The sequence below is a fragment of the Parasphingomonas frigoris genome (assembly GCF_036663815.1).
GTDB lineage: Bacteria > Pseudomonadota > Alphaproteobacteria > Sphingomonadales > Sphingomonadaceae > Sphingomonas.
Genome location: NZ_JAXOJQ010000001.1, coordinates 360,171 through 372,253 on the forward strand (window position 1 = coordinate 360,171; position 12,083 = coordinate 372,253).

General features: G+C 67.0%; 17 protein-coding genes. 13 read left to right on the forward strand and 4 right to left on the reverse strand.

Annotated features, from left to right (window positions below; translation table 11 throughout):
• Nucleotides 1–4: 4 nt before the first annotated feature.
• From U1872_RS01670 to U1872_RS01695, 6 genes are all read left to right on the forward strand, one after another.
• Nucleotides 5–289 carry an AtpZ/AtpI family protein gene (locus U1872_RS01670; RefSeq protein ID WP_133188849.1) on the forward strand — a complete coding sequence of 95 codons (285 nt, stop codon included), beginning with the start codon at nucleotides 5–7 and terminating at the stop codon, nucleotides 287–289.
• Nucleotides 286–1,068, forward strand: a complete 783-nt coding sequence (locus U1872_RS01675) for a F0F1 ATP synthase subunit A (protein WP_332791137.1) — start codon at nucleotides 286–288, stop codon at nucleotides 1,066–1,068. Before U1872_RS01670 ends, U1872_RS01675 begins: the two co-directional genes overlap by 4 nt.
• Nucleotides 1,069–1,128: 60 nt before the next feature.
• Nucleotides 1,129–1,341: a F0F1 ATP synthase subunit C gene (locus U1872_RS01680; protein ID WP_010164404.1), complete on the forward strand. Its 213-nt coding sequence runs from the start codon at nucleotides 1,129–1,131 to the stop codon at nucleotides 1,339–1,341.
• 16 nt (nucleotides 1,342–1,357) lie between these two features.
• A complete protein-coding gene (locus tag U1872_RS01685) occupies nucleotides 1,358–1,852 on the forward strand; it encodes a F0F1 ATP synthase subunit B family protein (RefSeq protein ID WP_332791138.1) in 495 nt (164 codons plus the stop codon).
• Nucleotides 1,845–2,399, forward strand: coding sequence for a F0F1 ATP synthase subunit B family protein (locus tag U1872_RS01690; RefSeq protein WP_332791139.1), 555 nt, complete (start codon nucleotides 1,845–1,847; stop codon nucleotides 2,397–2,399). The genes U1872_RS01685 and U1872_RS01690 overlap by 8 nt, the downstream gene beginning before the upstream one ends.
• A 225-nt stretch (nucleotides 2,400–2,624) precedes the next feature.
• A complete protein-coding gene (locus tag U1872_RS01695) occupies nucleotides 2,625–2,948 on the forward strand; it encodes a hypothetical protein (RefSeq protein ID WP_332791140.1) in 324 nt (107 codons plus the stop codon).
• Nucleotides 2,949–2,989: 41 nt separating this feature from the next.
• Here the strand turns inward: U1872_RS01695 and U1872_RS01700 are convergent, their stop codons facing one another.
• Nucleotides 2,990–3,319 carry a hypothetical protein gene (locus U1872_RS01700; protein WP_332791141.1) on the reverse strand — a complete coding sequence of 110 codons (330 nt, stop codon included), beginning with the start codon at nucleotides 3,317–3,319 and terminating at the stop codon, nucleotides 2,990–2,992.
• 92 nt (nucleotides 3,320–3,411) lie between these two features.
• Here U1872_RS01700 and uvrC point away from each other — a divergent pair, with 92 nt between their 5' ends.
• Complete coding sequence (uvrC, locus tag U1872_RS01705) at nucleotides 3,412–5,337, forward strand: excinuclease ABC subunit UvrC (protein WP_332791142.1); 1,926 nt, start codon at nucleotides 3,412–3,414, stop codon at nucleotides 5,335–5,337.
• 15 nt (nucleotides 5,338–5,352) lie between these two features.
• On the opposite strand, the gene U1872_RS01710 is transcribed toward uvrC, so the two are convergent.
• Together U1872_RS01710 and U1872_RS01715 are read right to left on the reverse strand one after the other, a co-directional pair.
• Nucleotides 5,353–6,774, reverse strand: coding sequence for a hypothetical protein (locus tag U1872_RS01710; protein ID WP_332791143.1), 1,422 nt, complete (start codon nucleotides 6,772–6,774; stop codon nucleotides 5,353–5,355).
• A 212-nt stretch (nucleotides 6,775–6,986) separates the two neighbouring features.
• Entirely contained in the window at nucleotides 6,987–7,184 is a 198-nt protein-coding gene (locus U1872_RS01715; RefSeq protein WP_332791144.1) for a hypothetical protein, read from the reverse strand.
• 359 nt (nucleotides 7,185–7,543) lie between these two features.
• Between U1872_RS01715 and U1872_RS01720 the strand changes: the two genes are divergently transcribed.
• A complete protein-coding gene (locus tag U1872_RS01720; RefSeq protein WP_332791145.1) occupies nucleotides 7,544–7,783 on the forward strand; it encodes a hypothetical protein in 240 nt (79 codons plus the stop codon).
• An 80-nt stretch (nucleotides 7,784–7,863) separates the two neighbouring features.
• Nucleotides 7,864–8,748, forward strand: a complete 885-nt coding sequence (locus U1872_RS01725) for a bestrophin family protein (RefSeq protein ID WP_332791146.1) — start codon at nucleotides 7,864–7,866, stop codon at nucleotides 8,746–8,748.
• Nucleotides 8,749–8,767: 19 nt separating this feature from the next.
• Here U1872_RS01725 and U1872_RS01730 read toward each other — a convergent pair whose 3' ends face one another.
• Nucleotides 8,768–9,766: a 2-hydroxyacid dehydrogenase gene (locus tag U1872_RS01730; protein WP_332791147.1), complete on the reverse strand. Its 999-nt coding sequence runs from the start codon at nucleotides 9,764–9,766 to the stop codon at nucleotides 8,768–8,770.
• Nucleotides 9,767–9,862: 96 nt separating this feature from the next.
• Here U1872_RS01730 and U1872_RS01735 point away from each other — a divergent pair, with 96 nt between their 5' ends.
• From U1872_RS01735 to U1872_RS01750, 4 genes are read left to right on the forward strand one after another with little or no spacing between them, the layout of a single operon-like run.
• Nucleotides 9,863–10,366: an SH3 domain-containing protein gene (locus U1872_RS01735; protein ID WP_332791148.1), complete on the forward strand. Its 504-nt coding sequence runs from the start codon at nucleotides 9,863–9,865 to the stop codon at nucleotides 10,364–10,366.
• Complete coding sequence (locus U1872_RS01740; protein WP_332791149.1) at nucleotides 10,363–10,830, forward strand: GNAT family N-acetyltransferase; 468 nt, start codon at nucleotides 10,363–10,365, stop codon at nucleotides 10,828–10,830. The genes U1872_RS01735 and U1872_RS01740 overlap by 4 nt, the downstream gene beginning before the upstream one ends.
• Nucleotides 10,831–10,872: 42 nt before the next feature.
• The gene (locus tag U1872_RS01745; RefSeq protein WP_443025299.1) at nucleotides 10,873–11,628 is read left to right on the forward strand and encodes a prepilin peptidase; all 756 of its coding nucleotides are present in this window, start codon (nucleotides 10,873–10,875) and stop codon (nucleotides 11,626–11,628) included.
• Complete coding sequence (locus U1872_RS01750; protein ID WP_332791151.1) at nucleotides 11,625–12,077, forward strand: hypothetical protein; 453 nt, start codon at nucleotides 11,625–11,627, stop codon at nucleotides 12,075–12,077. The genes U1872_RS01745 and U1872_RS01750 overlap by 4 nt, the downstream gene beginning before the upstream one ends.
• Nucleotides 12,078–12,083: the final 6 nt, after the last annotated feature.

Below are 12,083 nucleotides of genomic sequence, written 5' to 3' on the forward strand. Positions count from 1 at the left end.
CCGCTTGGCCGAGAACCGCCCTAACGACGATCTGGACGCCCGCATTGCTTCGGCAAAGGCGGCTGGTCAGGCGCGTGGGTCTGGTCCGCTGCCGCAGGCGAAGGGTTATGGCCAGGGATCGAAGGTCCTTGCGCTGTTGCTCGGCGCCTTGTTCGGTGGCGGGATCATGGGCTGGGCGCTTGATCAGTGGCTCGGCACGTCGCCCTGGGCGCTGTTGATCGTGCTTACGCTTGCGATCATCGGGGCGTTCCTCAACATCATGAAGATTTCGAAGGAGCGCGCAGAGTGAGCGCCGGCAAAATCGATCCGATGGAACAGTTCATGGTGGAGCCCGTCCTGGGCCGCCATTTGAATCTGTTCGGCTATGACGTGTCCTTCACCAACTCGGCGCTCTTCATGGTCGTCGTGTTCGTGCTGCTCGCGCTCTTCATCTCGGGCGGCCTCAAGCGCCAGCTCGTGCCGGGCCGCTGGCAGGTTGCTGCCGAGGACGCGGTGAGCTTCATCGACAACATGGTGTCGGTGAACATCGGAAGCGGCGGCAAGAAGTTCGCGCCGTACATCTTCTCGCTCTTCTACTTCATCCTGTTCGCCAACCTGATCGGCGTGATGCCGCTGGCGATCCTGCCGGGGCTGCACACCTTCGCGGTGACGAGCCACATCACGGTGACGGCGATCCTCGCCTTCCTGTCGTTCGCGATCGTGCTGGCGGTCGGCTTCTGGAAGCATGGCCTCAAATTCTTCACGCTGTTCGTGCCGCACGGCGCGCCGGCGTGGCTGATGCCGGTGATCATCCCGGTCGAGTTCGTCTCGTTCATGGTGCGGCCTTTCTCGCTGGCCCTTCGACTTTTCGTTGCGATGACCGCGGGGCACATCCTGCTCGAAGTGTTCGGCAGCTTCGTCGTCCAGGGCTTCACCGCCGGCGGCGGTCTCGGCTCGGTGGTCGGCGTGCTCAGCTTCGTCATGATCATCGGCGTCAGCGCGCTCGAGCTGCTGGTGTGCGCGATCCAGGCCTATGTGTTTGCGCTGCTGACGTCGCTGTACCTGCACGATGCAGTGCATCTGCACTAGAATTTTCAACCACTTAACTACCGTATTCCTAGGGAGCTTATCATGACTGATCTTGGTGCAATGTACATCGGTGCCGGCCTGGCAGCGATCGGTGTCGGCCTGGCCGCACTCGGCGTGGGTAACGTCTTCGGCTCGTTCCTCGAAGGCGCACTCCGTAACCCCGGCGCAGCAGATGGCCAGCAGGGTCGCCTGTTCATCGGCTTCGCAGCATCGGAGCTGCTCGGCCTGATCGCGTTCGTCGTCGCGATCCTCATCCTCTTCGTCGTCAAGTAAGAAGAGAAACCAGCCAATGCCGCAGCTATCCCAAATTGGCGAGATCTACGCGTCGCAGCTGTTCTGGCTCGCGATCGTCTTCGCGCTGATCTATTTCGGGATCGGCAAGGCGATGGTCCCCAAGATCGAGGCGACGATCGAAGATCGTAACGGCCGGATCGCGGGCGACCTCGCCGCGGCGGAGGCGGCGCGGGCGACCGCGCTGGCGTCCGAGCGCGATTATCAGGCCGGGCTCGAAGCCGCCCGGTCGCAGGCGATGATCGCGGTCGGCGAAGCCAAGGCGCAGGCAACCGCCAGCACCGAGGCGCAGCTCAAGACGAGCGACGCAGGTCTGGCCGCGCAATTGCACGCGGCCACCGGACGGATCGAATCCTCCAAGACCGCGGCGCTCGCCGAAATCGAGACCGCGACCACCGACGCGGTCGAGCAGATCGTCGCCAAGCTTTCGGGCGTGGCGGTCGATCGTGCGACGATCGAAACACGCGTAAAGGCGGAATTGGCGCATGGCTGAGTCCTCGACAGTCAACACCGTGGCGCATACCGGCGTCGCCGAACTGCATCACGAACCGTCGGTGTTCGGGATTACCGCTCCGGGCTTCGTCGCCCTGTCGATGCTGGTCGTGATCGGCATCATGATCTGGCAGAAGGTTCCCAAGATGATCGCGGGCGCGCTCGACAGCCGCATCGCGACCATCCGCACCCAGCTCGATGAAGCGTCACAGCTGCGTGCCGAAGCCGAGGCGCAGCTCGCCGAAGCCAAGGCCCGCAACGCGGCGAGCGCAGGCGACGCTGCCGCAATCGTCGCGCACGCCCAAGCCGAAGCGGCGGCCATGCTGGCCAAGGCGGAGGCCGACCTCGCCGACCTGGTCGCGCGGCGTCAGACGATGGCCGAAGACAAGATCGCTGCTGCCGAGCGCGGCGCGATCGCCGAAGTCCGCGCGCTGGCAGCCGATGCCGCGACCCGCGCTGCGGCAAGCATTCTGGCGGAGCGCCACGGCGCCGATGCCGACAAGGCGCTGGTCGATCGTACGATCGCCGGGCTGGGGCGGCTCAACTAGAACACGCATTAGGTGTCGCAAGACACCCTCCACCGTTTGTTCAGACCATAGTCGGGGAACCCGCGCACCGTTTGGTGGCGGTTCCTCGACTACGCTCGAATAGAACGGTTGGCGTTTTCGGTGCGGGCCCGCACTTGATCCAACACATTTCCCTTCGCAACTGATCGCGGTACACCGCGTCGGCGGCGATTCGCGCCGTTTTCGTCTTTCGAAAGAGGCCCTCCCATGAAGTCTGTTCTTCTCGCCGCGATCGCCCTGACCGCTGCGCCGCTCGCCGCCCAGACGACGCCCGCTGCCACCATCACGACCACGACGACCACGACGGCTGCCACCAGCGCCAAGTTCACGCTCGACACGCCGATCGAGACGATCGCGGCCGACCCCAAGGGCAAGGCGGTGCTCGATACCGACCTCCAGAACATCACCGCGCACCCGATGTACGACCAGTTCAAGTCGATGTCGCTCGCGCAGGTTCAGCCGATGTCGCAGGGTGCGCTGAGCGATGCGGCGCTCGCCAAGGTGAAGGCCGACCTCGAAGCCATCAAGTAAACCGCGTGCGGTGGCGGTGCGAACGCACCGCCACCGCCGCCTCAGATGATCCGGCCATGCGCCGTGAGCAAAGCGGGTAGATCCGCCCAGTCGGGCGCCGCGTCGCTCTCATAGCCATGGACCGCGCCCGTACCGATGCTGCGCGACGCGCGCATCGCGTCCAGATGCGCGCCGGCGGCGAGATAGGCGCGCATGGCCGCACGATCCTCCCACAGCGACATCGTGTGGTGCGTGCCGTCGATCGTCCGCGCCTCAACCGAAAGATTGCCGGGCGCGCGCTGCGCCTGCTGCATCGAACGGATCGCGTGCCACCAGAAGCGCGGCACCTGGAACAGGCTTTTCGGCTTCAGGCCGGTGATCGAGACATACATTGCGGATCTTCTCCATCGCGGGCGCGCGCGCGGCGTGCGCGTGTATGCGCATAACCGTGGCATCCGCCGCGCGGACTCCCTAGATCAATTGCATGTCCTCGCCCAATGCGCCTGATCGTTTCAACGAAGAGAAATCCACCTTTGCCGTCCGCGGTGGCGGCGATACGCCCGATCTCGCGGCCGGGGTCGCCGCGATCCGCAACGTGCTCGCCACGTTGCCGATCCGTCCTGGCGTCTACCGCATGCAGGATGCGCGCGGCGACGTGCTGTATGTCGGCAAAGCCAAGGCGCTCAAGAACCGCGTGACCAATTACACGCAGGTTGATCGCCTGTCGAAGCGGCTGCAGCGGATGGTCGCGCAGACGCGGTCGATGACGATCGTCACGACCAACAACGAGGCCGAGGCGCTGCTGCTCGAGGCGCAGCTGATCAAGCGCTATCGCCCGGCGTACAATGTGCTGCTGCGCGACGACAAGAGCTTCCCGTTCATCCTGCTGCGCGCCGATCATGAATTCCCGCGGATCCAGAAGCATCGCGGGGCGCGGCGCGCGAAGGGCGACTATTACGGCCCGTTCGCCAGCGCCGGATCGGTCAACAACACGCTCAATGCACTGCAGAAGCTGTTCCTGCTGCGCTCGTGCACCGACAGCTTCTTCCGCAATCGCGACCGGCCATGCCTGCTCTACCAGATCAAGCGCTGCTCGGCGCCGTGCGTCGGGCGGATCGACGAGGCGGGCTATGCCGAGCTGGTCGGCGACGCCAAGGCGTTTCTCGGCGGCAAGTCGACGCAGGTGCAGACCAAGCTCGGCGGCCAGATGGAGGCCGCGGCGCAGGCGATGGATTTCGAGCTCGCCGCGATCCTGCGCGACCGGTTGCGTGCGCTGACCTTTATCCAGGGCAGCCAGGCGATCAACGCCGAAGGGCTTGGCGACGCCGACATCTTCGCGATGGCGAACAAGAATGGCGTGATCGGCATCCAGGCCTTCTTCATCCGAGGCGGGCAGAATTGGGGGCATCGCAGCTTCTTCCCGGCGCACACCGCGGATGTTCCCGAGGACGAGATCCTCACCGGCTTCCTCGCACAATTTTACGAGGAGGTGCCGCCGCCCAAGACGATCTTCCTCGATCGCGAGCTCGAGGAGGGCGAATTGCTCGGCGAAGCGCTGGGGGCCGGGGTCGGTTTCAAGGTGTCGTTGTCGATGCCGCAGCGCGGCACGCGGCGGCGGTTGCTCGACCAGGCCAAGCGCAACGCCGAGGAAGCGCTCGACCGGCGGCTGGCGGAGAGCACGACGCAGGCGAAGCTGCTGCGCGAGGTCGCCGAACTGTTCGATCTGGCCGAACCGCCAGACCGGATCGAGGTGTACGACAACAGCCACATCCAGGGGACCAACGCCGTCGGCGCGATGGTCGTCGCGGGGCCCGAGGGCTTCCGCAAGGGCCAGTATCGCAAGTTCAACATCAAGAACCCCGAAACCAAGGCGGGCGACGATTTCGGCATGATGCGCGAGGTGTTCCAGCGCCGCTTCGCGCGCGCGCAGAACGAGGACCCGGATCGCGATGCGGGCGACTGGCCCGATCTCGTATTGATCGATGGCGGGCGCGGCCAGCTCAACGCTGCCAAGGCGGTGCTCGAGGAAATGGGGATCGAGGACGTGTGCCTGGTCGGCGTCGCGAAGGGGCCGATGCACGGCCGCGACGGGCGCGAGGTGTTCCACTTGCTCGACGGGCGCGAGTTCCAGTTGCCCGTCAACGCGCCGGTGCTGTTCTACCTCCAGCGGCTGCGCGACGAGGTCCACCGCTTCGTGATCGGCGCGCATCGCGACAAGCGCTCGAAGGCGATCGGTGCATCACCGCTCGATGACGTCCCGGGGATCGGTCCCGCGCGCAAGAAGGCCTTGCTGATGCATTTCGGCACCGCCCGCGCGGTGCGGGGTGCCAGCCTCGCCGACCTGCAGAAAGCACCGGGGGTGAGCGCGGCGGTGGCGCAGCAGCTCTACGATTTCTTCCACGCGCGCTGATCTCGCGCGCCGGGATCAATTGCGCTGGTAGCCCAAGACGACGCTCGTCCCGGCGCGATGGCGGAAGACCAGGTGATAGTCCCGCCGCAGCGTGCCGCGCATGATCGCCCAGGCCTGTGGCAGCGCCTCGACCGGCGGCCGCTCGTGGGTGAAGATGTAGGCGGGGCGCGCGCGCAGGATTCGCTGCAGTTCGGCAATCGGATCGATACCGAGCGATACGCTGTCCTGCGTCTCGCTCAGGAAGGTCGGGAACAGGAATGCGGTCGGCAGGCAGCTGTTCGTCAGGTGATAGAGAATCGGGTCGCCGCTGAACACGAAGATGCAGCCCAGCGGCGCAGTGCCGACGCGCTGCGCCGCGGCATAGACCGCCGCACCGGTGCCGCGGCTGTGCCGCGTGCCGATCATCGTCGCGAGGCCGAGCACGCCGCCGACCAGCAGCACGAGCGCGCCGAGCGACAGATGGCGGCGCCCCAATCTCAGCCCGGCGGCGCGGTTGCCATAGAGCGGCGCGCCCGCTGCCGCGAGCGGGACGAACAGCGGCAGCGCATAATGCGCGTGGTATGTCCCGAACACGGCGACGCCGGCCAGTGCGGCGAGCAGCCAGGCGCAGACGAGCCACTGCGCCGGTCGATTGGGCGAACGGACCCGCATCGCCCATCCGGCGACCACGGCCGGCAGCGCGATATGCAGCGCGATCCTCAAGATCCGCGCCGGCAGGTTCAGCCCGTGCGGCGAGCGCTGGAACACCGAGAGGAAATTGGCGAAGACCAATTGGTCGAGCACACCGCGCTGCCAATAGAAACCGAGGACGAGCGCGGTGGGTAGCAGGGCGATCGCGCACCAGAGCAAGGCGAGCAGCGCAACCGGCACCAGCCGTGCACCGCGTCGCCAGGCCAGCACGAGCAGGCACAGCCCGAAGAACAGGCCTTCGAACAGGACGGTATATTTGATCTGTACCGCGACGCCGACCAGTGCCATCGCCAGGCACCCCCAACCGACGGCGCGCCGGTCGATCGTCGTGCATTCCTGTAGCTTGAGGACGGCAAGCGCCGCGAGAGCAACCGGAAGGTTGTAGAAGACCGGCGCCTGCCCGCCGTCTCCGCCGCTCGACAGGATGAAGAGCAGATAGACGAGACCGGCGATCGTCGCGCCGCGCGGCCCCGACAGGCGAAGCGCGATCTGCGCGATTGCCGTAGCGGTGGCCGCCGCGAAGAGCGTAGCGACGATCTGATATTGCAGGATGCCCGATCCGCCGAGCGCGCGGATCGCGGCATAGAGCGCGAACAGCCCGAACGGCTTTCGATCCCAGATGTCGACGAACGGGAGCGCGCCGTGCAGCAGTCGATCACCGGCGAGCAGGTAGAATTGCTCGTCGATCTGGATGACCGGATTGCCGAACTGCAGCGCCCGGCACGCGAACGCAACGAACCAGATCACCGCGACCGCCTTCGCGCTCAGCGTTCCCGGGAGGAGCGGGGCGGGGGCGTGGTGTCCGAGGTGCGTCGGAGCCGCTGCAGCGAGTGTCATCCGCGCCGGTTAGCGGTGCGCGCGGGGCTCGGCAACGTGTGCGGAGGCATTGCACGCCGCACCATCCGGCACGGCCCTCCCGATCCTGCCGCGCGGGGGCGGATCGGGACGCCGCGTCCGCGTCAGGCTTCGACCGCCGGCGCGAGCTCGTCGGTCAGCGACACGGTCGCAGCGCCACGTTTCATGACGATACGGACGATGCCGACGACAAGCAGAATGGCGGGGACGATGTTCAGCAGGTCTGGCGCACTCACGATGTGCAAAGCCGACGCCAATACCAGCGCGGCGACCACCGCGAACGACCCAAATCGGTCCATCATCACCCTCCGTCTTTATTATTGTGTCCAAGCTGCAATGCACGACGACGCGCGTCAATGCGAAACTGCAACAGGGATGCGCGGCGCGAAGCGCGGGAATTTCAAGCAGCGCGCGAAGTTTCCTTCGATCATCTCCGGATCGCGATGCGATGGCAGCGAAGATCGCATCGCGCGATCGAAACTTTTACTGTGTTTCCGACTGTTACGTCATGCCAACCACGCTTGAGCCGGCTGCCTGAGGGCATGATAGGGCACGACTTCAAATGATATGCTGCGTTGCAGCAACGAAATCTTACAGATCACTAACACGCCGGACCGCTCGATTTCCCAGCTTGGGGTTGTTGGAAAAAAGGAGATGTTCGTTGCAAGAGTCCACCCCATCGCACCGCCCGAGCACGCGCGACCGGCTGCGCGCCTCGTTCACTTTGCTCGGGTTCGGGATCATGTTGCTCGCCTTCCTGGTCGCGATCGAGCGGCCGCAATGGTTCAAGCTGCGCCCGGCATCGGGGACCGCCGCCGCGCTGTCGAAGGCGTCGATCCCGCCCGCGACTCATTCCGCGCCCGCCCAGGTTGCCAGCCAGGCGGTGGTCAAGACGTCGTGACCCGGCGGATTGCCGCGTCGCGTATTCACCTCTATCCCGCCTGAAGGCGCCCGCATGACCCCCGAGACCCCCGAGACCCAATGATCGTCACGACCACCCCCGGCTACAAGCATATCTTCCGCGAAATCTGGCGGCCTGCGGCCTTGCTGTTCGTGTGGGACGTGATCGTCACGGTGACCTATTATGTGGTGCCGTTCACCGCGCCGTCGCTGCCGCTGACGCTGTTCGGCTCGGCGCTGGCGCTGTTCCTCGGGTTTCGCTCCAACTCGGCCTACCAGCGCTGGTGGGAAGGGCGCGTGCTGTGGGGGCAGATGATCAACGCCAGCCGCAGCCTCGCCCGGCAGGCGCGCAACTATCTGCCCGACGAGGGGCGTGACCTGAAGCGGACGATCGTCCTGCGGCAGATCGCCTACGTCAACGCGCTGCGCTGCCAGCTGCGCCGCCAGACCCCCGACGGCGAAGTGCTGCGCTTCCTGTCGCGGGGCGAGGCGGACTTCGCGCTGGGCCGCGTCAACGTCGCCAACGGCATCGTCGACGGCACCGGGCGGCGCATCAACGGCGCGCGGGCGTCGGGCTGGATCGATTCGATTCAGCAGGCGTCGATGGAGGGAATCCTGGTCGACATCGCCAATGCGCAGGGCGGAATGGAGCGGCTCAAGAACATGCCGCTGCCGAGCCAGTATCGCTTCTTCCCGACGATCTTCACGCATCTGCTGTGCCTGCTGCTGCCGATCGGGTTGGTCGAGACGCTGGGCGTCGCGACGCCGCTCGGCTCGAGCATCGCCGGGCTGATGTTCCTGGTGGTGCTCGCGATCGGCGACGATCTGGTCGATCCGTTCGCCAACACCGTCCACGACGTGCCGCTGTCGGCGATGTGCCGGACGATCGAGATCGACCTGTTGCAGGCGATCGGCGATCCGGCGCCCGAGCCGTTGCGTCCCGATCCGCAAGGCGTGCTGTGGTGAGACCTTCTGGCCTGCGCTGCTAGGCCCAGCCCTCGAGCACCTGGTCGGGCGGGCGGTGGCCGTCGGCCCACATGCGGATGTTGGTGATGACCTTCTCGCCGGTCGCCATCCGTCCTTCGTAGGTGGCCGATCCCATATGCGGGGTCATCACGACGTTGGGCAAAGCGAGCAGTCGCGGATCGATCTGTGGCTCGTGCTTCCAAACGTCGAGCCCGGCGCCGGCCAAGCGCTTATGTTCGAGCGCGTCGATCAGCGCATCCTCGTCGACGATCCCGCCGCGCGCGGCGTTGATGAGATGGACGTGCGGGCGCAGCAGGGCGATGCGGCGCGCATCGATCAACCCCTCGCTATCGGCATTGCGCGGCGTGTGGATCGTCAGGATGTCGATCGCGCCGAGCATCTCGTCGAGGTTGGGGTGCCACTGCGCCTGGAACTCGGCCTCGACCACTTTGGGCAGGCGGTGGCGGTTGTGATAATGGATCGACAGCCCGAAGGCGCGCGCGCGCCGCGCGACCGCCTGGCCGATCCGCCCCATGCCGACGATGCCAAGCGCCTTGCCGCCGATGCGATGACCGAGCATCCCGCCCGGCGTCCAGCCCTGCCATGCGCCCGAGCGCACCAGTTTCTCGCCCTCGGCCAGCCGCCGCGGGACCGAGACGATCAGCGCCATCGTCATGTCGGCGGTGTCCTCGGTGAGCACGCCGGGGGTGTTGGTGACGATGATGCCGCGCGCGCGTGCGGCCTTCAGCGCGATATGGTTCACGCCTGCACCGAAATTGGCGATCAGCTTGAGCCGGTCGCCCGCGCCGGCGATCAGCTCGGCATCGATCTCGTCGGTGACGGTGGGGACGAGCACGTCGCACTCCGCCATCGCCGTGGCGAGTTGCTCGCGCGTCATCGCGACGGGGCCGCGGTGGATAGTCGCCTCGAACAATTGCGTCATGCGCGTCATCACCGCGTCGGGCAATTCGCGCGTGACGGCAACGTTCGGGTTCGGCACGCGTCTCGTTTCGGGCATGACAATGGCTTGGCGGACCGCTTTGGCGGCGTCAACGGTGTTGAAGAGCCCGGTCGAAACACGATAGACGAAGCGCATCGTTTACGGGGAAGTGTCATGCGTATTGGGGTCAAATCGCTGCTGGTGGCAGCGGGTTTCGCGCTCGGCGCGAGCGCGATGGCGCCGTCGATCGCGGGGCTCGTCCAGAAGAAGCCGCCCTTTTTCGCCTCGATCTCGGCGGGCAAGGCGCGGATGCGGACCGGGCCGGCGCGGAGCTATCCGGCCAGCTGGTTGTACCAGCGTGCCGACCTGCCGGTGAAGGTGCTCGACGTCTACGACAAGGGGCAGTGGTACAAGGTCGAGGATCCCGGCGGGACGCAAGGCTGGATGATGGGGACGCTGGTCAGCGAGAACCGCACCGCGGTCGTGCTCGGCACTGTCGCGGACTTGCGCGATTCGCCGCGCGACGGCGGTCGCATCTTGTGGCGCGCGGCGCCGGGGGTGATCGGGCGGTTGAGCAAGTGCAGCCGCGGCTGGTGCCATCTCGACGTGCGCGGGCGGGGTGGCTTCGTCGAGGCGAACCATCTGTGGGGCGTCGAGCCGGGCGAAGAGCTGCCGTGACCGCGTGGCGCATCGTGCACGACGATCTGACGTATCCCGCGGTGGAAGCGCTGGTCACGCTGCATCTGCGTGCCGCGCACGACAATTCGCCGCCCGGCAGCGTCTTCGCGCTCGACCTGAGCGGGCTGCGCGATCCGTCCGTCACGCTGTGGACGATCTGGGAGGGGCAGGCATTGCTCGGCATGGGCGCGCTCAAGCAGCTCGAGGCAGGGCATGGCGAGATCAAGTCGATGCGCACCGCGCCCGATCAGCTGCGGCGCGGCGTCGCGGCGGCGATGCTCGCGCATATCGTCGGCACCGCGCGCGCGCAGGGCTATCGCCAGCTGAGCCTCGAGACCGGATCCAACGCGCCGTTTGCCGCGGCGCATGCGCTGTACGAACGCGCCGGCTTCATCGAATGCGAGCCCTTCGCCGACTATAGCGACCGCGCGTTCAGCCGCTATTACCGGCTGGCGCTGGCTTGAGCGGCGCGCCGCGATGCCGGGGCGGCAGCGGACGGACGCGGCGTGGTGGCTGAGCTGCTCTGGCCCGCCTTGCTCGCCGGGCTTGGCCTGATCGTCGGCAGCTTTCTCGCGACACTGGTGATCCGCTGGCCACAGGGACGCTCGATCGTGCACGGCCGCTCGCATTGCGATGGCTGCGGCACGGTCCTGGTGGCGCGCGATCTCGTGCCGTTGCTGAGCGCGGCCCTGGCGCGCGGGAAATGCCGCCAGTGCCAACGCGCGATCGATCCGCGGCACTGGCAGATCGAGCTCGGCTGCCTCGTCATCGGGATGGTCGCCGGGATCGCGGTGCCCGGACCGGTCGGGGTGGCGGGGGCGGTGTTCGGCTGGCTGCTGCTGACGCTCGCCGCGCTCGACATCGCCGACTATTGGCTGCCCGATGCGCTGACTGCGACGCTGGCCGGGGCGGGGGTGGTGACCGGCCTTCTCGGCGTCGAGCCGTCGCTGGTCGACCGGCTGATCGGGGGCGGCGGCGGATTTGCCGCTTTGTGGGCGATCGGGGCTGGCTACCAGCGGCTGCGGCACCGCGAAGGGCTTGGCGGGGGCGACCCCAAACTGTTCGGCGCGATCGGGCTGTGGCTCGGGTGGCGGCTGCTGCCCGCGGTGCTGTTGCTTGCGGCGCTGACCGGGCTCGCGGTGGTGCTGGTCGCGATGCTGCGGGGCAGGCAGGCGGCGCTCGGCGACAGGATGCCGTTCGGCGCGCTGCTCGCGATCGCGGCTTACCCGGCGTGGCTGTTCCTGTTAGGCTCGGCGCCATGAAAGCGCTTCTCTTCGCTGCGCCGTTGCTTCTGGCGGCCGCCCCGCAGGCGGCGCCTGTCGCCGCCTTAGCCTCGATCGACGGCCTGCCGATCGGCGCGATCCCGCGGCAGGAGCTCCCCGCCAAGGGCTGTGCCGCCTATCTCTGGACCGCCAGCGGGACGCGCACTTTGGTCGCGATGGCGGGGGCCGATCCTGCGCGGCTGCGGCTCGCTGTCGACGGCAAGATCACCGATCTCGACCGCACGGCGCAGGTCGGCGCTGGGGGCTTCGGCTTTGCGGAAAAGAACGACTATGGCGCCGGGAGCATCGCCGCCAAGCTCACGATGCGGATCGAGACGCGCGAGTCGATCCGCGACGGCGCGGTCGTCCCCGAGGGTTTGCTCGAGATCGACCGCAGCGGGCAGGATAGCATCATGGTGCCGGTGGCGGGGATCATCGGCTGCGCCTGAAATGGC